At 68.9% G+C, this 24,470-nt stretch carries 21 protein-coding genes; 14 read left to right on the forward strand and 7 right to left on the reverse strand.

Going from position 1 to position 24,470, the window contains the following annotated elements; all coding sequences use genetic code 11:
• On the reverse strand, window positions 1-749 hold a 749-nt coding region (locus ACJ8AT_RS35045), incomplete at its 3' end, for a carboxyl transferase domain-containing protein (protein WP_407742317.1).
• A gap of 129 nt (window positions 750-878) precedes the next feature.
• Here ACJ8AT_RS35045 and ACJ8AT_RS35050 point away from each other — a divergent pair.
• Window positions 879-1,370: an MmcQ/YjbR family DNA-binding protein gene (locus ACJ8AT_RS35050; protein WP_407742318.1), complete on the forward strand. Its 492-nt coding sequence runs from the start codon at window positions 879-881 to the stop codon at window positions 1,368-1,370.
• A 27-nt stretch (window positions 1,371-1,397) separates the two neighbouring features.
• The gene (locus tag ACJ8AT_RS35055; RefSeq protein ID WP_407742319.1) at window positions 1,398-1,868 is read left to right on the forward strand and encodes a DUF1877 family protein; all 471 of its coding nucleotides are present in this window, start codon (window positions 1,398-1,400) and stop codon (window positions 1,866-1,868) included.
• Between the two features lie 6 nt (window positions 1,869-1,874).
• Here ACJ8AT_RS35055 and ACJ8AT_RS35060 read toward each other — a convergent pair whose 3' ends face one another.
• Window positions 1,875-3,428, reverse strand: coding sequence for a ChaN family lipoprotein (locus ACJ8AT_RS35060; protein WP_407742320.1), 1,554 nt, complete (start codon window positions 3,426-3,428; stop codon window positions 1,875-1,877).
• A gap of 143 nt (window positions 3,429-3,571) precedes the next feature.
• Between ACJ8AT_RS35060 and ACJ8AT_RS35065 the strand changes: the two genes are divergently transcribed.
• Both ACJ8AT_RS35065 and ACJ8AT_RS35070 read left to right on the forward strand, forming a co-directional pair.
• On the forward strand, window positions 3,572-6,472 hold the full coding sequence (locus ACJ8AT_RS35065; RefSeq protein ID WP_407742321.1) for a TonB-dependent receptor domain-containing protein: 2,901 nt from the start codon (window positions 3,572-3,574) through the stop codon (window positions 6,470-6,472).
• Window positions 6,472-7,302: a 5'-nucleotidase C-terminal domain-containing protein gene (locus ACJ8AT_RS35070; RefSeq protein WP_407742322.1), complete on the forward strand. Its 831-nt coding sequence runs from the start codon at window positions 6,472-6,474 to the stop codon at window positions 7,300-7,302. The genes ACJ8AT_RS35065 and ACJ8AT_RS35070 overlap by 1 nt, the downstream gene beginning before the upstream one ends.
• A gap of 24 nt (window positions 7,303-7,326) precedes the next feature.
• Here ACJ8AT_RS35070 and ACJ8AT_RS35075 read toward each other — a convergent pair whose 3' ends face one another.
• Both ACJ8AT_RS35075 and ACJ8AT_RS35080 read right to left on the reverse strand, forming a co-directional pair.
• Window positions 7,327-7,581: a TIGR04563 family protein gene (locus tag ACJ8AT_RS35075; RefSeq protein ID WP_407742323.1), complete on the reverse strand. Its 255-nt coding sequence runs from the start codon at window positions 7,579-7,581 to the stop codon at window positions 7,327-7,329.
• A gap of 8 nt (window positions 7,582-7,589) precedes the next feature.
• Entirely contained in the window at window positions 7,590-7,793 is a 204-nt protein-coding gene (locus ACJ8AT_RS35080; protein ID WP_044186644.1) for a TIGR04563 family protein, read from the reverse strand.
• Window positions 7,794-8,283: 490 nt separating this feature from the next.
• Here ACJ8AT_RS35080 and tilS point away from each other — a divergent pair, with 490 nt between their 5' ends.
• The 9 genes from tilS to tsaE all read left to right on the forward strand — a co-directional run bounded on the left by tilS (window position 8,284) and on the right by tsaE (window position 19,378).
• Window positions 8,284-9,639 carry a tRNA lysidine(34) synthetase TilS gene (gene tilS / locus ACJ8AT_RS35085; protein ID WP_407742324.1) on the forward strand — a complete coding sequence of 452 codons (1,356 nt, stop codon included), beginning with the start codon at window positions 8,284-8,286 and terminating at the stop codon, window positions 9,637-9,639.
• Window positions 9,640-9,817: 178 nt separating this feature from the next.
• Window positions 9,818-11,734 carry an ATP-dependent zinc metalloprotease FtsH gene (gene ftsH / locus ACJ8AT_RS35090; RefSeq protein ID WP_407742325.1) on the forward strand — a complete coding sequence of 639 codons (1,917 nt, stop codon included), beginning with the start codon at window positions 9,818-9,820 and terminating at the stop codon, window positions 11,732-11,734.
• Between the two features lie 87 nt (window positions 11,735-11,821).
• The gene (folP, locus tag ACJ8AT_RS35095) at window positions 11,822-13,072 is read left to right on the forward strand and encodes a dihydropteroate synthase (protein WP_407742326.1); all 1,251 of its coding nucleotides are present in this window, start codon (window positions 11,822-11,824) and stop codon (window positions 13,070-13,072) included.
• A gap of 156 nt (window positions 13,073-13,228) precedes the next feature.
• Window positions 13,229-14,620, forward strand: a complete 1,392-nt coding sequence (gene glmM / locus ACJ8AT_RS35100; protein WP_407742327.1) for a phosphoglucosamine mutase — start codon at window positions 13,229-13,231, stop codon at window positions 14,618-14,620.
• Between the two features lie 241 nt (window positions 14,621-14,861).
• Entirely contained in the window at window positions 14,862-15,983 is a 1,122-nt protein-coding gene (locus tag ACJ8AT_RS35105; RefSeq protein WP_407742328.1) for a hypothetical protein, read from the forward strand.
• Between the two features lie 281 nt (window positions 15,984-16,264).
• Window positions 16,265-16,990 (forward strand): pyridoxine 5'-phosphate synthase, encoded by a 726-nt coding sequence (locus ACJ8AT_RS35110; RefSeq protein ID WP_407742329.1) that lies wholly within the window; start codon window positions 16,265-16,267, stop codon window positions 16,988-16,990.
• A gap of 4 nt (window positions 16,991-16,994) precedes the next feature.
• A complete protein-coding gene (acpS, locus tag ACJ8AT_RS35115) occupies window positions 16,995-17,372 on the forward strand; it encodes a holo-ACP synthase (protein WP_407742330.1) in 378 nt (125 codons plus the stop codon).
• Window positions 17,373-18,905 (forward strand): NAD(P)H-hydrate dehydratase, encoded by a 1,533-nt coding sequence (locus tag ACJ8AT_RS35120; protein ID WP_407742331.1) that lies wholly within the window; start codon window positions 17,373-17,375, stop codon window positions 18,903-18,905. It abuts the gene before it with no gap.
• Window positions 18,902-19,378, forward strand: coding sequence for a tRNA (adenosine(37)-N6)-threonylcarbamoyltransferase complex ATPase subunit type 1 TsaE (gene tsaE / locus ACJ8AT_RS35125; RefSeq protein WP_407742332.1), 477 nt, complete (start codon window positions 18,902-18,904; stop codon window positions 19,376-19,378). Before ACJ8AT_RS35120 ends, tsaE begins: the two co-directional genes overlap by 4 nt.
• Here tsaE and ACJ8AT_RS35130 read toward each other — a convergent pair.
• From ACJ8AT_RS35130 to hutU, 3 genes are all read right to left on the reverse strand, one after another.
• Window positions 19,349-20,227, reverse strand: coding sequence for a class II glutamine amidotransferase (locus ACJ8AT_RS35130; RefSeq protein WP_407742333.1), 879 nt, complete (start codon window positions 20,225-20,227; stop codon window positions 19,349-19,351). The two genes, tsaE and ACJ8AT_RS35130, sit on opposite strands and share 30 nt — an antisense overlap.
• Before the next feature lie 96 nt (window positions 20,228-20,323).
• Window positions 20,324-21,589 carry an imidazolonepropionase gene (gene hutI, locus ACJ8AT_RS35135; protein WP_407742334.1) on the reverse strand — a complete coding sequence of 422 codons (1,266 nt, stop codon included), beginning with the start codon at window positions 21,587-21,589 and terminating at the stop codon, window positions 20,324-20,326.
• A gap of 26 nt (window positions 21,590-21,615) precedes the next feature.
• Window positions 21,616-23,271 carry a urocanate hydratase gene (gene hutU, locus ACJ8AT_RS35140; protein ID WP_407742335.1) on the reverse strand — a complete coding sequence of 552 codons (1,656 nt, stop codon included), beginning with the start codon at window positions 23,269-23,271 and terminating at the stop codon, window positions 21,616-21,618.
• Between the two features lie 116 nt (window positions 23,272-23,387).
• On the opposite strand from hutU, the gene ACJ8AT_RS35145 reads away from it, so the two are divergent.
• Window positions 23,388-24,470 (forward strand): methyl-accepting chemotaxis protein (locus ACJ8AT_RS35145; RefSeq protein WP_407742336.1); only part of this gene is annotated, 1,083 nt, incomplete at its 3' end.

Here is a 24,470-nt window from a genome sequence, read left to right on the forward strand (position 1 = left end):
CGCACCGCCTCGAGGCAGGCCTTGTCGTCCGCGTACTCCGCGTCCGCCACGCCGGACAGCTCGTTGTGCACCTTGGAGCCGCCCAGCTCCTCCTCCGTCACCTTCTCGCCCACCACGGACTCCACCAGGTACGGGCCGCCGATCGCGATCGAGCTCGTCCCCTTCACCATGGGCAGGAAGTCCGCCAGCGCCGGGATGTACGCCGTGCCCGCGGCTCCGGGCCCCATCATCGCCGCCACCTGGGGAATCACCCCGCTCATCACCACCTGCTCGCGGAAGAGGTAGCCCGTGTCCGCGAAGCCCGCGATGCGGCGCGGATCGATCCCCGCCGAGGCATCCAGTCGCGCTCCCGCCGAGTCCACCAGCCACACCATTGGGATCCGGCTCTTCAGCGCCAGGTCCCTCAGCCGGGCCACCTTGCGCTCGCCGATCTCTCCAATCGAGCCGCCGAACACGGTGAAGTCGTAGATCGCCGCGGCCACCGGGCGGCCGTCGATCTCGCCCGTCCCGGTGATCACTCCATCCGCCGAGGAGGGCTTGTCCGCCTCTTCCTCCTCCGGGAGGTTGCCGTGGTGCGCCGCCAGCAGCCCCAGCTCCTCGAAGGTGCCCGGATCGAACAGGAGCTTCATGCGCGAGCGGGCGTCCAGCTTGCCCTTGGCGCGCTGGCGCTCGACGCGCTCGGGGCCGCCCATGCCCTCGTTGCGGCGGCGGTGCTCGGCCAGCTTCTCCACGCGATCCTTCATCTTCATTCGGCGCGCTCCCGGGAATTGACTGCCGAATCAAACCCACTTGAGGGGGCAATCGGAAGGGCAGAGTGACGCAGGCGGGGAATCTCGCTACATAGTCCCGTACTTCACCCGGTCGACCCGAGAGAACGCATGTCCGAGTCCAAGAGCCTGGACAACCCCCACGAGATGGCCCTGCGAGAGTTCGCGCTCGGCTACCCCGGCACCCATGAGGACTTCCCGTGGGGCCACCGCGTCATCAAGGTGAAGGGCAAGGCCTTCATCTTCATGGGACATGAGCGCGGTGGGCTCGGACTCTCCGTCAAGCTTCCGCACTCCAACGCCGCCGCCTTGATGATGCCGTTCGCTACGCCCACGGGATACGGGCTCGGCAAGAGCGGGTGGGTCTCGGCCGATTTCCCCAGGGGGGAGAAGCCGCCCATGGAGATGCTGCGCCAGTGGGTCGACGAGAGCTACCGCGCCGTGGCCCCCAAGAAGCTCGTGGCTCAGCTCGCTGCGAAGACCTCCGCACCGAAGAAGGCCGCGGCGCCCAAGAAGGCCGCGGCGCCCAAGAAGCCCGCTGCCGTGAAGAAGAAGACCGCGGCGCGCAAGCCGACGGGGACTCGCGCCAGCCAAGCTCGTTGATCAGAAGGGACGAGTGTTCCCATGGAAATGAACGGCGTTCTTTGCACCCTCTCGGCCAAGAGGCTCGCGCTGCTCCAGGAAGATCCCGAGATCTTCGAGGAGCTGGTCGAGTCCCGCCACGAATCGGAGATCCCCGGCCTGCTCGATCTGGGCAAGACCTGGGATGCGCTGGACTTCCTGCTGTCGGACCGCGGCCGCGATGAGCTGCTCGGAGACGCCATCCTGGCTCGCAAGGGCCAGAAGCTCCGCGCGAAGGGAGCCCATGGGCCGCCGCGGGTCCTGGCTCCGGCGCGGGTCCGGCAGATCTCGGCGGCGCTCGCGAAGCTCCCGCCCGACTTCCTCAAGACTCGCTACCCGTCGCTCCAGGGCAAGGAGATCCACGGCAACTACGGCCAGGAGAAGCAGCTGCCGCAGCTGGAGGCCGTGCTTCGCTCTGTCGTGGATCTGTACGCCCGCGCGGCCATCGAGGGCCACTCGGTGATGTCGGCCATCGTCTGAGCGGACTCAGCTCAGGCGCTGCACCCACTGGAAGTAGCTGCTCCGCGGGTCCGCCAGCGGATCCCGGAAGAGGGCGCGGATGTCCGCCTTCTCCACCCGGCCCGAGTCGAACGCCTGGTAGAGCGCGTCTCCCAGCAGGTACCCCAGCGCGTGGCTGACGCCGTGGAAGAGCCGGTCCCGGCGCAGCGGCAGCAGCTTCACCGCCTCTTCCGGTCCTTCGGTCTCCGCGGCCTTGTGCGCCAGCACGAACGCGGCGATCTGCCGCTCCACGCCGCGCATCCTCGCCACCCGCCGGGCCCACTCGGCCAGCCCCGCGCAGCCTCGCCGCGGGTTCACCAGCTTCGAGCCGAAGAAACCCAGCGCCTCCTCCATGCACCGCGCGTAGAACGCGTCCGAGGCCCGGCGCGGCGCCTCCATCGCATCGCCCACGGCGCAGTGCCGCACGAAGTGCGCGGCCTCCTCCGCCGCGTGGTTCAACGACAGTGACGCCAGATAGGCCATCCGCGCCCGGGGGATGTAGCTGCTCTCCCTCGACAGGATGTGCCGCCGCAGCTGCGCCAGCTCCGCCTGGGTGAAGCGTCCTCGCTGCTGGATGCGCGCCAGGATGTCCCCGTCCGCCGCCGTCGCCACCTCCACCTCCTCCAGCGCCCGGCCCACCTGCGTGCCCGCCAGTCGAGCGATCAAGCTGGCCATCTCCCGGAACCGCTCCGCTGCGCTGCGCTCCCGCAACGGCGCATCTCCGGCCTCGGCCTCCAGGTAGTCCAGGAAGCTCTGCTGGCAGACGACGGGAGAGGCGTTGAGCAGGCAGAGCGAACCGTCCGCCAGCTCCACCGCCTCTACCGCTCCGGCTCGGCCTTCACGCGCCAGCCGCCAGTAGACGCCCTCGCAGTTCTGGTACACCACCAGCCCGCGTCGTGCGTGGGGCTCTCCGAGCGCTCGCTCTACCTGCTCAGGCAGGTGGCAGGGCGCCACGTGGTACTGGCCCACCAGCACCATCACCTGGGGGCGATCCTCGGCTCGCGCGGCCCGGGCGATGCGCTCGGCCGCATAGGCGTCTCGAAGCTCGAGCGAGCGCTTGCCCTGCACCCGCCGATCAATGCCCACCACCTCCAGCCGGTGGCGCCGAGCGAAGGCGAGCAGGGGACGGAACCCCGACCAGCCATCCAGTCCCGGCCCCGGAGCGCGGCCGAGCCGCTCCAGCAGTGCGCGCTCGGGCAGGCGGCCCGCCAGGTAGGCATCCAGCGAGGCCTGGTGCCGGCCCTCGACACACTCCAGCGCCAGGATCACCCGGCGCCCCGAGTCCATGGCCCGCTCCACCAGGCCCAGGTACGTCTCCTGAGCCAGAGTGAGGGTGTGGTAGTCGCCCACGTACACCACGTCCGAGGCCCGCACCCGCTGGTGCACCGCCGACAGGGACAGCGCGTGGCGATAGCCAGCCGTCCGCCGCCGGTACCGGGCCTCGTAGGCTCGGAAGGCGGAGGTCTGGCCGTCGACGGCACGAGCAATCTGTGCCTTCTGCCGGCGAAAGAGAGCGAGGTGGAGGGCGAGCGACGCGCGCATGGGTGGGAGGCGGTGATCAAGGTCGCACGCGCCTTTCCCCCCGGCAAAAAAACGGCGGTCCTCCTCAACACCCCCTTCCTTGACTTCCCAGGGAGGAGCAAAGGACCATCGCTGTGCTCTTGAAGACCGCTCTCGCAAGAACGATGTTGCTGGCTGTCGTGCTCCTGGCAGCGGCTCCCGCCCGCGCCGAGGAGCAGGCGACCCTGTTGCACTCCGCTCCCACCAAGGCCGAGGCGAACAAGTCGCTGCGGCTCGAAGGGACCCTGGTCGACGATGCCCGGCGAATCTCGGATCTGATCGTCCGCTACCGGGGGCCCGGCGAGCCCTACGCCGAGATGCCCCTGGAGCGGCAGTACGGCGATCTGTACCGAGGCACCATCCCCGCCGAGCACATGGTGCCTCCCGGCGTCGAGTACTACGTCGAGGGCGTCACCAAGGGAGGAGATCGCATCCCGGTGTTCCAGTCCGCGGCCAAGCCGGCCCGCGTCATCGTCCCCGGGGAGATTCCGCGCCCCAAGCTGCCCGTCGCGGAGACCCATGAGCCGCCGCCTGCTCTGGCCGCGAAGGGCAGCCCGCGCAAGAAGGAGCCCGAGGACGAGCTCGAGCCGCCGCCGAGCAGCCCCAAGAAGGGGCAGATGGCCATGTCCGACGATGCCCTGGCCGCGCTCGCCGCCGACGCGCCGACGGAAGAGCCTCCACCCGCGCAGCCCTCTCGGACTCCTCCGAGCAGCAACACGCGCAAGCCCACGAGCGCTCCTGTTCCGGTGGCTGCTTCCGCCCCCGCTCCTGCTTCCAAGCCCGCGGCGAGCGCTGCTCCCGCTCCGGCGTCTTCCGCCACCAAGGCTCCGATGGCTTCCTCGGAGCCGGGCTCGACGGAGCCTCCAGAGGGCAGGGGTGGGAAGAAGGCCGCGTCCAGCTCGGAGCTGGAGGAGGATCTGGCCCTCTACAGCGCGGAGGACACGCTCGCGCTCGCCACGCGCCACACGGAGTCGGTCACCCGGGTGCCTGCCATCGCCGCCTCGTTCGGGCGTGAGCAGCTGCGGGCGCTCGGCGCGCGCACCGTGGCGGATGTGCTCGACGCGGTGCCCGGGCTCACCGTGAGCCGGGATGTCCAAGGCTTCTACCGCACGTCGATCCGTGGGCTGCGCAACGACGCGGAGGTGCTCTTCCTGCTCAACGGGCACCGGCTCAACAACTTCTTCGACGGCAAGGCGCTGATGAACCTGCCCGTGGAGAACCTGGACCGCATCGAGGTCATCCGCGGCCCGGGCTCTGCCCTGTACGGCGCGGGAGCCTTCCTGGGCGTGGTCAACATCGTCACCGATCGCAGCGAGGGCGCGCGTGTGGCGATCTCGGGCGGCGGCTTCCCGGATCGAGGGCAGGGGCGGTTCGCTCCCACGCTGGACGGCCACGTCTCCGCGGCCGCGACCGCGGGCGAGCTGCGCCTCTTCGGGGATGTGGACGTGTGGGGCCAGTCGGGCGACTCGGCGCCCATCGCCACGGATTCGCTGGACACGGACACGCTCAACCAGAAGCTGCGCGAGCAAAACCAGCCCGCCGGCTACACCCACGACGAGCGCCTGCTCTTCAACGCGGGGCTGGGCATCGGCTACGACTTCGGGGAGGCCGGCCGGTTGACCTCCTCGGTGCGCTTCCTCACCGAGGATCGCACCGCCCTGATGGGCTTGTTCGACACCGCCGGGCCGAACTCGGACCTGAGCTGGTCCGTGGCCATGCTGGATGTGGAGTACGAGCGCACGCTGGCCCAAGGCATCCTGCTGCATGTGCGCGGCTACGGAGATCAGCAGAGCACCCAGCGCCTCTTCCAGATCACCCCGAATGGCTTCCGCACGGGGGATGGGGCCGACCAGGTCTTCCCCGAGGGCTTGCGCGAGCAGACCAACGTCAACGTCCGCACCGTGGGCCTGGGCGTGGACTCGGACATGGTGCTCGGCGGCGCGAACCGGCTCTCGATGGGGCTGGTGACCGAGCTGCAGATGCTCGCGGACTACCAGTACAGGACCAACTACACCCTGGATAACCGGATCCTGCCCACGCTCACCGTGCCCCCAGGGCTGGTGAACGCGAAGGACATCGCCGGAGGCGCCGCCGCCCGCCGGATGACGCTGGGCCTGTTCGTGCAGGACCAGTGGACCGTCATCAACCCGCTGACGCTCACCTTCGGCGTGCGCGTGGACGCCACCCAGCTGCCCACCACGGATGCCGCCGGCGCCATCAACGGCACGCACCTGGTGCCCAGCGTCAACCCGCGCGTGGGCCTGGTGTTCGCCGCCACCGACTCGTTCGTGCTCAAGGCGCTCTATGGCCGGGCCTTCCGCTCGCCCACGCTGCAGGAGCTGGCCGAGCGCATCCCGGACACCGACTACAACCAGGGCCGCTTCGAGGGCAACCCGCTGCTGCGCCCGGCCACCGTGGACACCGTGGAGCTGGGCGTGGATCTCATCCAGGCCGCCGGAGACTCGCGCGTGCGCCTGCGCGGCAACGCCTTCTACGAGCGCTTCAACTCGCCCATCATCGCCCTGGACACCAGCGGCAACATCATCCCGCTGAGCAACCGCGATCTCGGCGTGCGCGTGTTCGGCGTGGAGGGCGAGGCCCGCCTGGAGGCCTCCAAGCGCGCCAACGCCTGGGTCAACGCCACCTTCTTCCGCGCCGAGGATCTGGAGCTGCCCACGCAGTCGCGCCTGCTCACTGACACCCCGCAGGCCCGCTTCAACGCCGGCATGTCCATGCCCATTGGCGACTGGGTGAACTTCGATGTCGTGGTGCGCGCGGGCGCCGAGCGGCGCAACGACACCCGCTCGGTGCTGGAGCTGATCCGCCGCTACCAGATCCCCGCCTACAGCCTCATCACCGCGCAGCTGCGCACCGAGCCCATCCTCGAGCACTTCGAGCTGTCGCTGGTGGCGCAGAACCTCTTCGATCATGATCTGCGCGACGACGTGCCGCGCCCGGACCGCGTGCCCGGGCTGCTGCCGCGCGAGGGCCAGTCCGTCTTCCTCACCATCCGGGGCCGCTACTGATGAACCGCCTGCTGCTCATGGCCCTCGTGGCCGTCGCGCTCGCTCCAGGCCTGGGGTGCCTGGCCTACAACGATCCGTGCCAGCCGCTGGTGCCGGACCCGAACGCCGTCCTGGGCTACCTGGGCGAGGACGTGTACCTGGACAAGCCCTACGCCCGGCACGACAACAACGCCCTCGGCCAGCTCGCCGCGGACGCCTACCAGCACGCGGAGGATGATTCGTCCGCTCCGGCCGCGCTGGGCATCGTCAACGGGGGCTCCATCCGCGCCGAGGGGCTCTGCATCACCCGCACCATGCTCCCCAAGGGCCCGCTCACCGACGGCGTGCTCCACGAGGTGTTCCTCTTCGAGAACCAGGTGGTGACGGTGGACCTGACCGAGAAGGAGCTGGTGGACATGTTCGAGCACTCGGTGGAGAGCCTCAGCCCCTCGGGGCAGCCCATCTCCTCGCCCCCCGGCAGCTTCCTGCACGTCTCCGAGAGCATCTCGATGCGCGTGGACTGCGAGTACCCGCGGGGCCAGCGCGTGAAGGCGCTGAAGGTGGGCAGCACCGTGGTGCCGCTGCCTCCCCGCACGGATCCCACCATCCGCTACCGGGTGGGGATGATCAGCTACCTGATCAACGGTGGCGACAACTACGGCCCCATCTTCGGCAACGCCGGCAAGGACGCCGCCCGCAACCCCGTGCAGTCCCGCAAGCTCGGGGGTGTGGACTCCAACATCGTCGGCGAGTACATGCGCACGGCCTATTCGAGCGAGGCCCACCCGCTGCGCGAGGCACAGCGGATCCAACTGGACAACTGCGCTCTGCCGCCCCGGCCCACACGCTGAGGGCCGGGACGGGAAGGGGCCGCTCTAGGGCTTGGGCTCGCCGTCCGTCACGGCCGGCGCGCTCACCGCCGCCACGGTGTTCGTGGCGGGCTTGGGCGCGGACGGCGCGAGCACGTCGTTGACCGAGGGCATCTTGCGGATGTCCCCGCGGGCCACCTTCCAGGCCTGCTGGACGATCCAGGAGAGCGAGCGATCCTGGCGAGTCGCCTCGCGCTGGATCTCCTCGAGCATGTCCTCGGGGAAGTAGAGACTTTGTTTGCGATGATCAGTGGAGGACATGCTCGTGCCTACTCCTCGCGAGGATCCTGGCGCTCATCGCCAGTGACGTCGTTGACCGCGGGGAAGGCCTTGATTCGTTCACGGGCGATCTTCCACGCCTGCTGCACAACCCATGACAGGGAGCGGTCCTGACGGTTCGCCTCCTCCTGGATTTCCTTCAACATCTCTTCGGGGAAGTACAGCGATTGCTTGCGCTTGTCGGTGCCAGCCATACCGAGTCTCCGGAGCGGATGCGAGGTGACGACCTGAGACACACCGGCGGGGTTATCCGACAGACTCCCCAGCCGGTCAACGGTTTCAGCGACTTCACTGCATAAGCCTTGAGTGTGACATGCAGGAGCCCTTCTGCCGGGCATGAAATGCGCTCGGTTACGTGGAATTCCTGGAAAAAGCGGGTGAAAGATGGCGGGGGGGCCTGAAAAGGGAAGAGCCCCGGGCCTCGGCAACGAGACCCGGGGCTCTTCCGGAAAGAGGGACCGCCAGAACGAATCCTAGCGGCCCCGTGGGCCCAGAGGGGGAGGGGGGGGACCCCTAGGCCCAACGCCATGAAAGCTGGAAAATCAACCTCTCAACACCGTCCGCCGCCCCGCTCATTCCGCCCCACCGGCTGACATGGGGATCATAAGAACCACCCCCAGCACCTTCAACCGACAGGTCTTGGGGAAACGCGGCCCGTCGAAAATCCATTCCCCCCTCTGTTCCATGGCGCGCACCGGACTCGCGACGGACTTGATCCTGCGGACACTGTCCGAGGCGTACCGGCACTTCGAGCTGGCCGGACGTTCGGTGCTGATCGCTGTGTCGGGCGGTGCGGATTCCACCGCGCTGCTGGTGGGCACGGCGCTGGTGCGCGAGCAGCTGGGACTCGCGGTGGAGGTGGCCACGCTCGACCATGGGCTGCGGCCCGAGGCGGCGGACGAGGCGCGAGCGGTCGAGCGGCTGGCCGCACTTCATGGGCTCGAGTGCCACGTGCGCCAGCTGCGCCTGCGGCCTGGAGCGGGCGTGGAGCTTCGAGCGCGCGAGGCCCGGTACGAGGCGCTGGAGGCCGTTCGCGCGCAGCGAGGGCTGACGGCGGTGGCCACGGCGCATACGGCCTCTGATCAGGCGGAGACGCTGCTGATGCGGCTGGCGCGGGGCTCGGCGTTGAAGGGAGCGGTGGGCATCCTGCCCAGGCGGGGCTCGCTCGTTCGGCCCATGCTGGGGCTGACGCGCGAGCACCTCGAGGCCTTTCTCCGGGAGCAGGGCACCGGCTTCGTGACGGACCCCATGAACGCGAACCCCCGCCTGTTTCGCGTACGAATCCGCCAGGACGTGCTGCCGGCGCTCGCTCGGGCGGCGGGCTTCCCGGTAGCGGAGCGGCTGGCCTCGTTCACGCGCCTGGCCGCCGAGGACGAGGCCCTGTTGGACGCGATGGCCGAGGGGGCATGGCGGCGGATCCAGCTTCCCGAAGGCGCGCTCGATGCGGTGGGCGTCCGCGCGCTGGAGTCCCCCTTGCGGCGCCGGGTGCTCGCGCGCCTGCTTGCCCGCGAGGGAGCCACGGTGGATGACGCCACCCTGCGACGCGTGCTCGACGCAGTGGCGCGCGGCGGCTCCGCGACCTTGAGTGGAGGCCTTCAGCTCCGAGCGACGGGGGGCACCGTGCGCTGTGTCCGGCCCCGGGCCTCCTCCGTGCGCGGCGCGGTGTCCTTGGAAGGAGAGGGCGCCACGGGCGAGCTGGAGGGCACGGGCTGGCGCTTCCAGGTTGGTACGCCGGTGTCCGCTCCCGGTGCGCTCCGCTTCTATCTGCCGGAGAAGCTCCGCTGGCCGCTCACCGTGCGGACACGAAAGCCCGGGGATCGGATCCGAGGGCCGCACGGTTCGCGAAAGCTCCAGGACGTTTTCGTGGACCTGCGAGTGCCCGCCGAGCGTCGGGATCTCCAGCCCGTGGTGACGGACGCGGAGGGGCGGCTGCTCTGGGTTCCAGGGCTGTGGATGCCGCCCGAGGGGAAGGTCGTTTCCGGACAGTCGCTGTGGGCTTTGCCCCCCAGCCCAAGCGGCGGAGGTAGCGGTCCGTTATAGAGTGGGCATGGGGCGGATGGAGAAGGGCCACGACCCCCTAAATAGTTGAGGGCGTTTTGGTGTTGCTGATACGGTCCGAAGTTGGCGCTCCGCCAAGCCTCGGTCCAAATTGTTGAAATCGCTGGGCGTTTTCCGGCACGGCCCGCATCCGCCGAGCATCCGAAAGGGCAGCAGACACGTGCGTTCGACTTACAAGACCATCGGCCTCTGGGTGATTCTGATCGTCCTGTTCGTGGCCTTCTATAACTTCTTCTCCCAAGGCAGCGAGCAGGTGGACGAGCCAGCGTTCACTCAGCTGCTGTCGAAGGTGGAGAAGAAAGAGGTCCGATCCATCTCCATCAAGGGCAACGTGTACTCGGGTGAGTACGCGGACTCCAAGTCGCGCTTCCGCACCACGGGCCCCGTGGCGGACACGACCATGCTCACGAAGCTGCAGAACATGGGCGTGGACGTGAAGTACGAGAAGGAGGAGCAGAACAACCTCTGGTTGACCATCCTCGGGCAGTGGATGCCGGTGGTCTTCCTGTTCCTGTTCTTCATCTTCTTCATGCGCCAGCTCCAGGGCGGCAGCGGCAAGGCGATGACCTTCGGCAAGTCGAAGGCCAAGCTCCTCAACGAGAGCCACAACAAAGTGACTTTCGCCGACGTGGCCGGCGCCGACGAGTGCAAGGAAGAGCTCGAGGAGATCGTCGCCTTCCTCAAGGACCCCAAGAAGTTCACCAAGCTGGGCGGCCGCATCCCCAAGGGCGTGCTGATGATGGGCTCGCCGGGTACGGGCAAGACGCTGCTGGCCCGCGCGGTGGCCGGTGAGGCCGGCGTGCCGTTCTTCTCCATCTCCGGCTCGGACTTCGTGGAGATGTTCGTGGGCGTCGGCGCCAGCCGCGTGCGCGACTTGTTCGAGCAGGGCAAGAAGAACGCCCCCTGCATCATCTTCATCGACGAGATCGACGCCGTGGGCCGCCACCGTGGCGCCGGCCTGGGCGGTGGCCATGACGAGCGCGAGCAGACGCTCAACCAGCTCCTGGTCGAGATGGACGGCTTCGAGTCCAACGAGGGCGTCATCCTCATCGCCGCCACCAACCGTCCGGACGTGCTGGATCCGGCGCTCCAGCGCCCCGGCCGCTTCGACCGGCGCATTGTGGTGCCGCGGCCGGACCTGAAGGGCCGCCTGGGCGTGCTCAAGGTGCACACCCGCCGCGTGCCGCTGGCTCCCGAGGTGGACCTCGAGGTCATCGCCCGCGGAACGCCGGGCATGACGGGCGCGGACCTGGAGAACCTGGTGAACGAGTCGGCCCTCATGGCCGCGCGTCAGAACAAGGAGCGCGTGGACACCAGCGACTTCGAGGCCGCCAAGGACAAGGTCTTCATGGGCCCCGAGCGCAAGTCCATGATCATGACCGAGAAGGAGAAGCGGAACACCGCCGTGCACGAGGCCGGCCACGCGCTGCTGGCCAAGCTGCTGCCCGGCTGCGATCCGCTCCACAAGGTCACCATCATCCCTCGCGGCCAGGCCCTGGGCGTCACCTGGAGCCTGCCCACCGAGGACAAGGTCAACGGGTACAAGAAGCAGATCCTCGACCAGATCACCATGGCGATGGGCGGCCGGCTCGCCGAGGAGATCATGTTCAACGAGATGTCCAGCGGCGCCTCCAATGACATCGAGCGCGCCACCGAGACGGCTCGGGCCATGGTGTGCCGCTGGGGCATGAGCGACAAGCTCGGGCCCCTGGCCTTCGGCAAGAGCGAGGGCGAGGTGTTCCTCGGCCGCGACTTCAGCGCCTCGAAGGACTACTCCGAGGACACGGCGCGGCAGATCGACGCCGAGGTGCGCGGCATCGTCATGAGCTGCTACGAGAACGGCAAGCGGCTCCTCACGGAGAAGAAGGAAGTGCTCGAGCGCGTCTCCGACGCGCTGGTGGAGTACGAGACGCTGGACGCCGAGGACGTGAACATCATCCTGCAGGGTGGCACCCTCACTCGCGAGCGGCCGGCCCCGCGCGTCACCGCGCCGCCGAAGTCCACCGAGAAGAAGGACAAGCGGAAGATCCTCGACGCGCTCGAGGCGATCCCCAAGATGGAGCCGAACAAGGCGTAAGCCCGCTGCTCCGGTAGAACCCAGGCCCTCCCCGCTCCGTGCTGGGAGGGCCTTTTACTTTTTGCCGCCTGCCTTGGAGCCTGCGCCATGATCCGCGCCCACCCCTTGCTCGCCGAGCGCCCCGAGGCGCTCGAGCTGGCGTTCCGCCGGATGGGGCTGCCCACGCCCGCTCGGGAGTACCTGCTGGAGAAGCTGCCGCAGTACCGGCTCCTGCTCACCGGGCTGACGAAGGTGGAGGGGCGCTTCCTCAAGGGCCTCTTCGAGGCCTCCGTCGCTCCCGGCCGCGAGGAGTTCCCCGTCTACGTCTCCGGAGATCCGCGCACGCGCCTGGGCAGCGGCCTGCTCACCGGACGGCGGGAGCAGTTCGAGCGGTTGATCTCCTCGGCGAAGGCGGATCCCCAGCTGGCCGGGCTGGCCGAGGCGCTCGCTCGGGGGCTGGGCTCGGTGGCGGCTCCGGCGCCGCTCACCCTGGGAGGCCGCACCTTCACGTTCGGGGCGCGCACCCATGTCATGGGCGTGGTGAACGTGACGCCGGACAGCTTCTCCGAGGGCGGGCGGTATGCCTCGCCGGACGCGGCCATCGCGCACGGGCTGAGGCTGGCGGAGGCCGGCGCGGACGTGCTGGACGTGGGCGGCGAGTCCACCCGGCCGCGCGCCTTGCCCATCTCCGCCGAAGAGGAGCTGGCCCGCGTGCTCCCAGTCATCGAAGGGCTGCGCGAGCGCACGCAGGTGCCCCTCTCGGTGGACACCACCAAGGCGGCCGTCGCGCGCGAGGCGCTCAAGGCGGGCGCGGTGCTGATCAACGACATCAGCGGCTTCCACTTCGATCCGGAGCTGCCTCGCGTCGTCGCCGAGGCGCGAGCCGCCTGTTGCCTCATGCACATCCAGGGCACCCCGGAGACCATGCAGCAGGCGCCTCACTACGAGGACATCATGGATGAGGTGCTCGCCTTCCTCGAGGAGGGGGTGGCGCGCGCCGTGGCCGCTGGCGTGGCTCGCGAGTCCATCCTGGTGGATCCCGGGATCGGGTTCGGCAAAACCATGGGGCACAACCTCTTCTTGCTGCGGAGGCTGGGTGATCTACGGGTGCTGGGGCTGCCGGTGCTGGTGGGCACCAGCCGCAAGGGCTTCCTCGGGATGCTCACGGGAGGCAAGCCGGCGAACGAGCGATTGGCCGCCACGCTCGGCTCGGTGGCGGCGGTGGCGGCGCTGGGAGGCGCGGACTTTGTGCGCGTGCACGACGTGGAGGAGGCTCGAGACGCGCTGGCAGTGACCGACGCGATTCGAGCCGCTTCCGACGGCGGCGCCCTCTACGGAACGTCCAAGGTGGGTGGCTGAAGGTTCAGGTGATCTCTTGGAATACGGCACAGTTGGGCGGTTGCCCAGTGGGCTTTGGCTTCCTAGCTTCGAGCCCGTAACGGGGGGCTGTATAAGCCCGGCGGGTAGGGGATGCCGGAGGTACTCCGGCGCGGGAAAAGGTGAGAGGCGGCATACATGGCTTATAAGATGAACATGTCTCCCAAAGAGGAGAGGGCTTCGCAGCGCCTGTTCGGCACGGATGGCGTGCGCGGCGTGGCGAACGTGCATCCGATGACGGCGGAGGTGGCGATGCAGCTCGGGCGAGCGCTCGCGTACCTCATCCGCAACGGGCCGCACCGGCATCGGGTGATCATCGGCAAGGACACGCGGCTGTCCGGCTACATGCTGGAGCAGGCGCTGGCGGCCGGCATCACCTCCATGGGCGTGGACGTGTGGCTCACCGGGCCGCTGCCTACGCCGGGCATCTCCAACCTCACCACGTCCATGCGCGCGGACGCGGGCGCGGTGATCTCCGCTTCGCACAACCCGTACCAGGACAACGGCATCAAGTTCTTCTGGCGTGACGGGTTCAAGCTGCCGGACGAGACGGAGGCCAAGCTCGAGGAGCTGCTGTCCACGGGCGCCATGGACACCATCCGGCCCACGGCGGACAACATCGGCCGGGCGTTCCGCCTGGACGACGCGCGAGGCCGCTACATCGTCTTCCTCAAGGCGACGTTCCCTCGCGAGCTGACGCTGGAGGGGATGACCATCGTCGTCGACTGCGCCAACGGCGCGGCCTACAAGACGGCGCCCGCGGTGCTGGAGGAGCTGGGCGCCAAGGTGATCACGCTGGGCGTGTCGCCGGACGGCATGAACATCAACGAGAAGTGCGGCGCGCTCCACCCGGAGGGCCTGGCGCGTGCGGTGGTGGAGCACGGGGCGCACCTGGGCCTGGCGCTGGATGGGGACGCGGACCGGCTGATCGTCGTGGACGAGAAGGGCAAGGTGGTGGACGGCGACGCCATCATGGCCATCTGCACGGGCGAGCTGGTGGCCCGGCAGCAGCTGAAGAAGATGACGCTGGTGGCCACGGTGATGAGCAACATCGGCCTGGAGCGTGCGGTGGCGCGCTGGGACGTGAAGGTGGCTCGCACGCGCGTGGGAGACCGCTACGTCGTCGAGGAGATGCGCAAGCACGGCTACAACCTGGGCGGCGAGCAGAGCGGCCACCTGCTGTTCCTGGATCACTCGACCACGGGCGATGGGACGCTGGCGGCGCTGCAGCTGCTGGCGGTGATGTGCCGGCAGGGCAAGCCGCTGAGCGAGCTGGCCTCGATCTTCGAGCCGGTGCCGCAGACGTTGCTGAACGTGGTGGTGAAGGAGAAGCGCGAGCTGGGCGAGCTGCCCGAGGTGATGAAGGTCATCCAGAGCGTGGAGCAGCGGCTGGGCAGCGCGGGCCGCGTGCTGGTGCGCTTCTCGGGCACCGAGCCGAAGGTGCGCATCCTCATCGAGGGCGAGGACGCGGCGCGCAACGAGGCGTACGCGAAGGAGATCGCCGAGGCGCTCTCCAAGTCGCTGAACTGAGGCTCCCGTCCCCGCGGGCAGTCCGGCTCCATCGGACTGCCTGTGCGTGGGGCCGGACGCTCGGCTACAGAAGCTCTTGAGCTACGCTCAGGGCAGGAGGGTCGGCGGACTTTGCGTCCGCGGCCCTCTGTCCCCTGCGAGGGCTGCACAGGAGCTTCATCGAATGAAACGGTTTTGGATCGTATGCGCGGTGGCTCTGGCCGCCTGCCATGGCGAGGATTCAACCAGTACCTCGAACGCCATGAAGGACAACCTGGGAGTGTCCTTCTCCGAGATCAAGGGTCTGGCCATCGGCCAGGCGGTCTCCGCGAGCGCGGCCTCCTCGGGGGCTGACTCGAACCAGCTGCTCATCCTGAATCCCCAGGATCAACTTCAACCCGCGGACCTGACCGCGCAGGGCCCAGGCAACCCCCTGGCGCTGAGCGATACCCCCAAGTTCGTGCTCGTCTCGGCCAGCGACGTGACACACGACGGGCAGACGTGCGCTTCGGTTCTCCTCCGCAAGTCGGACTCGGCCCTGTTCTGCGTACCCGTCGCCCCGGCCTACCCGGGCCTCGACAACGCCCCGCGGGTGCAGTGGGACTCGACGGGTGACGTGGTGGTGATCAACTCGGGACTCGCGCTGCAGCGGCTCGAGCTGGGGTCCAGCGATGTGACGCTGACGAGCCTCTCTTTCGATGGTGCGGAGCTCCTGAACTTCGCCGTCAACGCTGCCGGGGATGTGATGGTCAACCTGCGCCAGGATGGTGGCAGCGTGGTCCGCGTCTATCCGCGTAGCGGCGCGCCTGTGTTCGTGACCGCCCGGCACACGAGCTGCGTCTTTCCGGGCCTCTTGGGGAGCAATGACTTCTACGTGGCGAGCGGATTTTCGGATGCCTCCACCGTGGACCGGGTCGAGGCACGGATGGATGGGACCTACGCCACTCCCGTCAGGGCCTGGGAGACGGGCCCCGGGGTCTGGAACGATTGCGAGATTGTCTATCGCAGTGCGTCCCGGTTGCTCGTCACGCCTCCCACCAGCCTCCTCGAGCTCCTCAATCCGTCGGGGACGCCGCGGGTGCTCTCCTCCGTGGGCTTCAAGGTCGCTCGCGGCGAGTCACTGTTCGACTGGGGCCAGGACTCAGACGGGCGCGCCTTTGTCCGGCGATACGATCTTCCGGACTACACGCCGGTGGAGCTGTTGACGGCCGCTCCCTATCGGCTGGGTAAGGTGGATGTCAGCCCCGCGGGAGAGTTCACCGCCGTGGCGACGCGCCTTTCGGATGGTGCCCACGTGGTCCTGAGCATCAAGGAAGGCACCGTGGCCGTGAACGAGTTGCCCGCGTCACAGCCGGAGATCATCACGCTGGTGCGCATCCGCTGACGGGCGTCCCGGCTGCTCCTGAGCGCTCGCTTCGCGTGTTCATGGACAGCCCTTCCGGCGCCTCCTCTGGCTGGATCGAACCATCCTCATCTTCGACCAGGTGCTCACTCCGCGCCTGGGCGTCCACTCCGCCGTCGATGTGGCCGCCGAGCAGTTGCTCCAGCCCTCGCCCTTCGAGGGTGAGTGAGCATTGTTGACATCCGGGCGCTGGCCCCCAATAGAAGGGCCGACGCGGACGAGGTCAGGTAAGCCTCGGGGCCTCCGCGCACGAGGAGCGGCCCATGGGACAGCGACTGGGTGTGAACGTGGATCACGTGGCGACGCTGCGGCAGGCGAGGCGCACCACCTATCCGGATCCGGTGACGGCGGCGGCGCTGGCCGAACTCGCCGGAGCGCAGCAGATCACCATTCACCTGCGTGAGGACCGGCGCCACATCCAGGACCGCGATCTGCGCATCCTCCGCGAGACGTGCCAGACGCTGCTGAACCTGGAGATGGCCGCCACCGCGGAGATGGTGAAGATCGCCTACGAGTACAAGCCGGACGTGGTGACGCTGGTGCCCGAGCGGCGCGAGGAGCTCACCACCGAGGGCGGACTCGATGTGGCCGGCCAGCGCGAGTCGGTGGCGAAGATCATCAAGAACCTGAAGGACGGCGAGATCACCGTCTCGCTGTTCATCGATCCAGATTTGGATCAGATCCGCGCGGCGCACAAGGTGGATGCGGACCGGATCGAGCTCCACACCGGGCGCTACTGCGAGGCGCGCAACGAGCGCGAGCGCGGGCGCGAGCTGAGCCGCATCGTCGACGCCGCCAAGGCCGCCGCCAAGCTGGGCATGAGCGTCGCCGCGGGCCATGGGCTCAACTACGACAACGTGCAGCCGATCGCCCGCATCAAGGAGATCGACGAGCTGAACATCGGGCACGCGATCGTGGGCCGGGCCGTGCTGGTGGGCTTCGAGCGCGCCGTGCGTGAGATGCTGGAGCTGATGCGCAACCCGGGGTAGCGCGATGGCGATCGTCGGCCTGGGGATGGATATCTGCTCGGTGGAGCGCATCCAGCGCATCCTCCAGGGCCCGCGCGGCCAGCGCTTCCTGGAGCGCGTGTACACGGACGCCGAGCGCGCCCTGTGCAGCGAGCGGGCCGACTCCGCCAGCGCCTATGCCGCGCGCTTCGCCGCCAAGGAAGCGCTGGTGAAGGCGCTCGGGGCTCCGCCGGGCATCCGTTGGCGGGACATGGAGGTGGTGCGAGGCTCGGGCATGCCGCGCTTCGCGCTCTCCGGAGTGGCCCGAGAGGTGATGGAGCAGCGGCGCGTGGACGCGCTGCTGACGATGACCCATGACGCAGGGGTGGCCGCGGCCACCGTCATCCTGCAGGAGCGGCCTTGAATGCAGAGCGCCCTGACCGCCGCACAGATGCGCGAGGCCGAGCAGGCCGCCGAGACCCGGTTCGGAATGCCCTCGGCGCTGCTGATGGAGAACGCGGGCCGCGCGCTGGCGGAGGCGGCTCGGAGCGTGGCGGGGACGGGAGGACGCTTCGTCGTCGTCTGCGGGCCAGGGAACAATGGGGGTGATGGGTTGGTGGCGGCGCGGTTCCTGCGCGAGGGGGGAGCCCGGATCTCGGTGGCGGTGGTGGGGGACTCGGCTCGGATGACTCCCGAGGCCCGGCGCAACCTGCAGGCGCTCGAGGCCTATGGAGTCTCCACGCAGTCCCTGGATGCGATGCCCGAGCCGGGCGCCGGGGATGTGGTGGTGGACGCCATCTTTGGCACCGGGCTCAGCCGGGCGCCGGCCGGTCCCTTCGCGGAGGCCATCACCCGCATGGGCCATTGGCGCAGAGCCGGGGCGAAGATGGTGGCGGCGGATGTGCCCTCGGGGTTGCAGAGCGACACGGGCGAGGCGTTCTCGCCCTGTGTGGAGGCGGATGTCACGGTGTCCTTCGGCCTCCTCAAGCGCGGGCAGATTCTGGAGCCGGGGGCCTCCTTGTGTGGCGAGCTGCGGCGCGTGGACATTGGCATGAGCGCCGCGGCCTCCCGGTCGCTCACCGGGCCGGTGCTGCGGCTCGTGGAAGAGGCTGATGCTCGGGAAGCCCTGCCTCCTCGCCGTGCGGATACCCACAAGGGCACTTACGGCCATGTCGTCGTGGTGGCTGGGAGCCGAGGGAAGTCGGGTGCAGCGGCGCTCGTGGCTCGGGCGGCACTTCGCTCCGGGGCAGGGCTGGTCTCCGTGGCTACTCGCGCCGATCTGGTGGATGCCGTGCTCGCCCACGCTCCCGAGATCATGGGAGTTCCGCTGGAGGGCTCGGGGCCGCTGGGCCTTGCGGATCTGGAGTCCCTGGTGGCTGCGGCCGATGGGAAGGATGCGCTCGTCATGGGGCCGGGCATTCCTCGGGGGCCCGAGACCGGGGCGCTCATTGGAGAGCTGCTCTCTCGGGTGGAGATCCCCGCGGTGCTCGATGCGGATGCTCTCAACGCCGTAGCGGCGGATCTCAGCGTCCTGCGCAAGGCGAAGGGGCCGGTCGTGCTCACGCCTCACCCGGGCGAGATGGCACGCCTCACCGGACGCTCCACCAAGGAGGTTCAGGCCCATCGCCTGGACGTGGCCCAGCAGCTCGCCACCGGGTTGAAGGTGACGGTCGTCCTCAAAGGAGCGCGGACGCTCATCGCGAGCGCGGACGGCGAGCTCTACGTCAACTCCACCGGCAACCCGGGCATGGCCACCGGTGGCTCGGGAGACGTGCTCTCCGGCATCTGCGGAGCGTTCCTCGGGCAGGGGCTGCGAGTGCCGGATGCCATCTGGGCTGCCGTCTACGCTCACGGGCTGGCGGGAGATCTCGCGGCACAGAAGCGAGGGAAGGTGGGGCTCATCGCGGGAGACATCATCAAGGGGCTCTGCGACGTGTGGATCCGGTGGGGCCGGTGAGCACGCCCACACTGACGCGCACCGTGCGCTCGGAGTCTCCGGAGGAGACACACCGCCTCGGCGTGAGGCTGGGCGAGCTGCTCCAGCCTGGAGACTTCGTCGGGCTCATCGGAGACCTGGGCGCGGGCAAGACGCACCTGGTGCGCGGCGTGGCCCAGGGCGCCCAGGTGGCTCGCTCCGAGGTGGCCAGCCCCACGTTCGCCATCGTCTACCCGTATCGCGGACGCATCCCGCTGTACCACGCGGACCTCTACCGCATCGCGGACTATGACGAGCTGTACGCCACCGGCTTCCTGGATCTGATCGGCGGCGACGGCGCCGTGCTGGTGGAGTGGTTGGACCGAGTCCCCGAAGCGGCGCCGCGCGAGTACCTGCGCCTCACCCTGCGCCCCGTGGGAGACGAGGCGCGCGAACTCCAAGCCGACGCGTTCGGGAGTAGGGCCTCAGCGCTGCTCGGCGCGTGGCTGCGGTGAGGACCTCGGAGGCTCGGCCACCATGGCGAAGTCCGCGAGGCGCCAGCGGTGCAGCACGAGCCGGCCGTCCACGCCGATGATCTCTTCCTCGGAGACCTCATTCCAGGCGGTGTGGTTGCCGCACAGCACCTCGCTGGCGATGAGGAGCTGATCCAGCTGCGTGCCGTGCCGGATCGTCTCCGCCGACGTGCACGACGCCGAGCGGCGGCCGTCCGACAGGAACAGCGTCCGGTTGCGGCGCGTGGCCACCATCACCTCGCCATTGGTGACGAGGAAGTTCATGGCCGAGCGATCCTTGGGATCCGCGCCGGGCACATCCGTGATGGAGGCCACCAACTCCATGGTCTCCGCCAGCGAGCGGGCCACGTCCTCCACGCTCACCGCGCCCTCCAGCGCGCCGCGAGCCCCCAGCCGCGTGAGGAAGATGTGGAAGCAGCGCTCCGTGTCCGTCGTGCCGCGGATGTTCGAGCGCAGGTCCGGACGGATGTGCGCTTCCACGGCCGCTCGGTGCTGGTCGAAGTCCTTGAGCGTGCCGTTGTGCACGAAGGACCAGCGGCCATACAGGAAGGGATGCGAGTTGCGCAGCTCGACGGAGCCCACGGAGGCCTGCCGCACGTGCGCCACCACGGTATGGGACGACACCAGGCTGCTCAGGCGGTGGAAGTCCGGATCGCTGTGGGCCGGGCCCACGCCGTGGGCCACCGTGGGGCGCTGCTCGATTCCGTAGGCCGCGATGCCCCAACCGTCCTTGTGCTCGCGCGACTGGATGACGAGCGAGTTCTTCTGGGTCACCAGAGCAGGGTGGACGGCGGCGGGAATCGAAGAGCGGAAACCAAAGAGGCGGCACATAGCGTTCGAGTGACGGAATGATAACGGGGTTGGTTCCGGTGAAAAATCCTGTCGTTGGAACCCGTGTTCACTGTCCAGAGGTACTAAACCCCTCTCTTATTCACAGTGCGACACGCCGTCACGAATGACAACGCGCCCGCCCTTCAACACGGTGCGCGCATGGTTCACTCCTAGGTGGTAGGGCAAGTGCCGATAGTTGGAGCACGAAAAGATCACGACATCGGCCACGTCGCCCACGGCGAGCCGCCCGTGTGAGGGCAGGCCCAGGGCGAGAGCGGCGCCTCGGGTGGTTGCCCAGTACACCTCCGCCGCCGTCAGCCCGTTCTCCAGGCAGGCGAGCCCCATGGCCAGCGGAAGGTTCTCGCTCATGGCAGATCCAGGGTTGAGGTTGGTGCCCAGGGCAATGTTGATGCCCGCGTCGCGCAGCTTGCGGCCGGGCGCATAGGGGCGCATGCGCAGGAAGAGGGTGGAGGTGGGTACCAGCACCGCGGTGACGTCCGAGGCCGCCAGCGCGCGGATGCCCACCTCGCTCACGTGCTCCAGGTGGTCCACGGTGGCGGCGCCCAGCTCTACCGCCAGCTCCGCGCCTCCTCCCGAGGTGAGCTGATCTCCGTGCAGCCGAGGCCGCAGCCCCAGCGCCCTCGCGGCGGTGAGGAGCCGGCGGGCCTCGTCCGGGGTGAAGGCGCTCTGCTCCACGAAGATGTCGCAGAACCGGGCCAGCCCCTCGCGCGCCACGGCGGGGAGGATCTCCTCCCTGCACAGGTCCACGTACGCCTCACGGCGGCCCTTGAACTCCTCGGGCACCGCGTGGGCGCACAGCAGCGTGGGCACCAGCTCCACGGGCGTGAGGCCCATCAGCCTTCGCACCACGCGCAGCATCTTCAGCTCGTTCTCCACGTCCAGCCCGTAGCCGCTCTTCACCTCGGCCGTCGTCACGCCGTGCTGGAGCAGGCGCTGGAGGCGGGGCAGGGCGAGCCGTATCAGCTCCTCCTCGCTCGCGGCCCGGGTGGCGCGCACCGTGCTGACGATGCCGCCGCCCGCCTGGGCGATCTCCAGGTACGTGGCGCCCTGGCAGCGCAGATCAAACTCGGTGGAGCGCTCACCGGCGAAGACCAGGTGCGTGTGGGGATCCACGAAGCCAGGGCCCACCATGCGTCCCTCGGCGTCCAGCACCTCGGTGCTTGGGCCTACCGCGCCGGGTGGCAGCTCCGCCTCCTGCCCCACCCAGGCCACTCTGCCACCGCGCACGCCCACGCTGGCGCGCGGGTGGGGCGTGAGGGCCTTCTCGGCGGGCTCTCGGTGCGTGCCCTCGACGGTGAGCACCTCGGAGGTGTTGCGGATGATCAGCTCGAATGGCTCCATGACTCAGCGCCTCCACCGCGCTCCGCTCATACCGTGACGCCGGGGATCTTCACGCCTCGCTTCTGCGCCACCTCGACGGCCTCCGGGTAGCCGGCGTCCACGTGCCGCAGCACGCCCATGCCCGGATCCGAGGTGAGCACGCGCTCGATGCGCCGCGCCGCCTCCGGGGTGCCGTCCGCCACGATGACCTGGCCGGCATGCAGCGAGTAGCCCATGCCCACGCCGCCGCCGTGGTGGAAGGACACCCACGAGGCGCCGTTCACCGCGTTCACCAGCGCGTTGAGGATGGGCCAGTCCGCCACCGCGTCCGAGCCGTCCTTCATCGCCTCTGTCTCGCGGTTGGGCGAGGCCACCGAGCCGCAGTCCAGGTGATCGCGCCCGATGACGATGGGCGCCTTCACCTCGCCCTTGCGCACCAGCTCGTTGAAGGCCAGCCCCGCCTTCGCGCGCTCGCCATAGCCCAGCCAGCAGATGCGCGCCGGCAGGCCCTGGAAGGCCACGCGCTGCTGCGCCATGGTGATCCACCGCCGCAGCGACGCCTTCTCCGGGAACAGCTCCAGCACCGCCCTGTCCGTGCGGCGGATGTCCTCCGGATCCCCCGAGAGCGCCACCCAGCGGAAGGGCCCCAGCCCCTCGCAGAACATGGGGCGGATGTACGCGGGCACGAAGCCCGGGAACTCGAAGGCGTGCTCCTGGCCTCCCAGCTGCGCCTGCCCGCGCAGGTTGTTGCCGTAGTCGAACACGTGGCTGCCCGCGCGCTGGAAGTCCAGCATCGCCTGCACGTGGATGGCCATCGTCGCCCGCGCCCGGCGCACGTACTCCTCGGGATCTCTCCGGCGCAGCTCCGCGGCGGCCTCCAGTGTCAGGTCCGCGGGGATGTAGCCATTGAGCGGATCGTGCGCGCTCGTCTGGTCCGTCACCAGGTCCGGTTTGATCCCGCGCCGGTACAGCTCGCGGAACACCGTGGCCGCGTTGCCAATGACGCCGATCGAGCGGCCCTCGCGCTTCTTCTGCGCGTCCTTCGCCATCGCCAGGGCCTCGTCCAGATCCTTCGCGACGACATCCAGGTAGCGCGTCTCCACGCGGCGCTGGGCGCGGTGCGGATCGATCTCCACTCCCAGGAACACCGCGTTGTTCATCGTAGCCGCCAGCGGCTGCGCGCCCCCCATGCCGCCCAGGCCGCCCGAGAGCACCAGCCGCCCGGACAGATCCTCCGAGCCGAAGTGCGTGCGGCCCGCCTGCGCGAACGTCTCGAAGGTGCCCTGAAGGATCCCCTGTGTGCCGATGTAGATCCACGAGCCGGCCGTCATCTGGCCGTACATCATCAACCCCTTCTTCTCCAGCTCGTGGAAGTGCTCCCAGGTGGCCCAGCGGCCCACGAGGTTGGAGTTGGCCAGCAGCACGCGCGGCGCATCCGGGTGGGTGCGGAGAATCCCCACCGGCTTGCCCGACTGGACGAGCAGTGTCTCCTCGTCTGAGAGATCTTTAAGGCTGGCGACGATGCGATCGAACGAGGGCCAGTCCCGAGCGGCCTTGCCAGTGCCACCGTAGACGACGAGATCCTCGGGGCGTTCTGCCACGTCGGGATCCAGGTTGTTCATCAGCATCCGGAGCGCGGCCTCTTGGACCCAGCCCTTGCAGGTGCGGCTGGGGCCTCGGGGGGCGCGAATGACTCGGGGCATGGGAGGACTCCGTGGGTCGGTGGTAACTTGCGGGGCGGGCAGACTAACCGAACTCCGGGAACCCGAGACGTGGAAGGTACGTCCTGGATGAGGAGTGTGTCCTTCGGAGGCCTTCCATGTCCTGGTTCCAGAACCTGAAGATCTTGTCGAAGCTCTCCATTGGGTTCGGCTGTCTGCTGCTCATCACTGCCAGCCTGGGGCTGTACGCGCTCAACGAGTTCACGAGCCTGCTGCATGCGGTGAACGAGCAGGGAGACACCGCCCTGCCCAGCATCCAGTACCTCGTCGCGGTGCAGCGCCAGGTGGCGGCCTTGCGGTTGGCCGAGCTGAGCTCCCTTCCCACGAGCAATGCGCAGGAGCTGGCGCGCCTCGAGAGCGAGAGCTCCTCGCTGCTCTCGGGGATCGATCACGAGCTGGCGGCGTTCGAGTCGCTCGGCACCGTCGAGTCCGAGCGCAACGCGCTGGCGGCGTTCCGGGGGCTATGGAAGGAGTACCTGGTCGAGCATGACCAGGCGGTCGAGCTGATGCGGCAGAACCGGGGCAATGAAGCCCAGGCGCTCGTGCGCGCGCGGGCCACGAGGCTCTTCGATGCTCTCGTGGATCGGCTCCAGGAGTTGATGAACATCAACTTCCAGCAGGGGCGGGAGGCGGACCAGCAGGCGGACCTCTCCTACGCGGACTCCCGGCGAGGGGTGGCGCTGTGGCTGGCGGTCAGCCTCCTGCTCGGAGCAGTTCTGTGTGTGCTCATCGCCCGGGGCATCTCCCGGCCCCTGGCGGAGGCGGTGAAGGCCGCGGATCGCATCGCCCAGGGGGATCTCTCGGCTCACATCGAAGCAACGGCAGAGGACGAGACAGGCCTGCTGCTGAAGGCGATGCAAGGAATGACGGAGAGGTTGGCGCGAGTGCTCAGTGAGGTGAGGGATGGAGCGGTGGCGCTGACGTCAGCGGCCAATCAGGTATCGGCCTCGTCGCAGAGCCTGTCGCAGGGAACCAGCGAGCAGGCCAGCAGCGTGGAGGAGACGACGGCGAGCTTGGAGGAGATGAGCGCGACGATTGAGCAGACCAGCCAGAACAGCCGGCAGATGGAGCAGATGGCGGTGCAGGGAGCCGAGCACGCCAGCAAGAGCGGGCAGGCGGTGAAGGAGACGGTGGAGGCGATGGAGGTGATAGCGGGGAAGATCAGTGTGGTGGAGGAGATC

The sequence above is a fragment of the Hyalangium sp. genome (assembly GCF_045802625.1).
Taxonomy (GTDB): domain Bacteria; phylum Myxococcota; class Myxococcia; order Myxococcales; family Myxococcaceae; genus Hyalangium.

Excerpts from the sequence above, each read along its gene's own strand:
- hutI (WP_407742334.1), bottom strand. The coding sequence starts at position 21,589 with ATGGAGCCATTCGAGCTGATCATCCGCAACACCTCCGAGGTGCTCACC.
- glmM (WP_407742327.1), top strand. The coding sequence starts at position 13,229 with ATGGCTTATAAGATGAACATGTCTCCCAAAGAGGAGAGGGCTTCGCAG.
- ACJ8AT_RS35070 (WP_407742322.1), top strand. The coding sequence starts at position 6,472 with ATGAACCGCCTGCTGCTCATGGCCCTCGTGGCCGTCGCGCTCGCTCCA.
- ACJ8AT_RS35130 (WP_407742333.1), bottom strand. The coding sequence starts at position 20,227 with ATGTGCCGCCTCTTTGGTTTCCGCTCTTCGATTCCCGCCGCCGTCCAC.
- ACJ8AT_RS35105 (WP_407742328.1), top strand. The coding sequence starts at position 14,862 with ATGAAGGACAACCTGGGAGTGTCCTTCTCCGAGATCAAGGGTCTGGCC.
- ACJ8AT_RS35120 (WP_407742331.1), top strand. The coding sequence starts at position 17,373 with ATGCAGAGCGCCCTGACCGCCGCACAGATGCGCGAGGCCGAGCAGGCC.
- ACJ8AT_RS35080 (WP_044186644.1), bottom strand. The coding sequence starts at position 7,793 with ATGGCTGGCACCGACAAGCGCAAGCAATCGCTGTACTTCCCCGAAGAG.
- ACJ8AT_RS35055 (WP_407742319.1), top strand. The coding sequence starts at position 1,398 with ATGAACGGCGTTCTTTGCACCCTCTCGGCCAAGAGGCTCGCGCTGCTC.
- acpS (WP_407742330.1), top strand. The coding sequence starts at position 16,995 with ATGGCGATCGTCGGCCTGGGGATGGATATCTGCTCGGTGGAGCGCATC.
- folP (WP_407742326.1), top strand. The coding sequence starts at position 11,822 with ATGATCCGCGCCCACCCCTTGCTCGCCGAGCGCCCCGAGGCGCTCGAG.
- tilS (WP_407742324.1), top strand. The coding sequence starts at position 8,284 with ATGGCGCGCACCGGACTCGCGACGGACTTGATCCTGCGGACACTGTCC.
- ACJ8AT_RS35050 (WP_407742318.1), top strand. The coding sequence starts at position 879 with ATGTCCGAGTCCAAGAGCCTGGACAACCCCCACGAGATGGCCCTGCGA.
- ACJ8AT_RS35065 (WP_407742321.1), top strand. The coding sequence starts at position 3,572 with ATGTTGCTGGCTGTCGTGCTCCTGGCAGCGGCTCCCGCCCGCGCCGAG.
- ACJ8AT_RS35075 (WP_407742323.1), bottom strand. The coding sequence starts at position 7,581 with ATGTCCTCCACTGATCATCGCAAACAAAGTCTCTACTTCCCCGAGGAC.
- ACJ8AT_RS35060 (WP_407742320.1), bottom strand. The coding sequence starts at position 3,428 with ATGCGCGCGTCGCTCGCCCTCCACCTCGCTCTCTTTCGCCGGCAGAAG.
- hutU (WP_407742335.1), bottom strand. The coding sequence starts at position 23,271 with ATGCCCCGAGTCATTCGCGCCCCCCGAGGCCCCAGCCGCACCTGCAAG.
- ACJ8AT_RS35110 (WP_407742329.1), top strand. The coding sequence starts at position 16,265 with ATGGGACAGCGACTGGGTGTGAACGTGGATCACGTGGCGACGCTGCGG.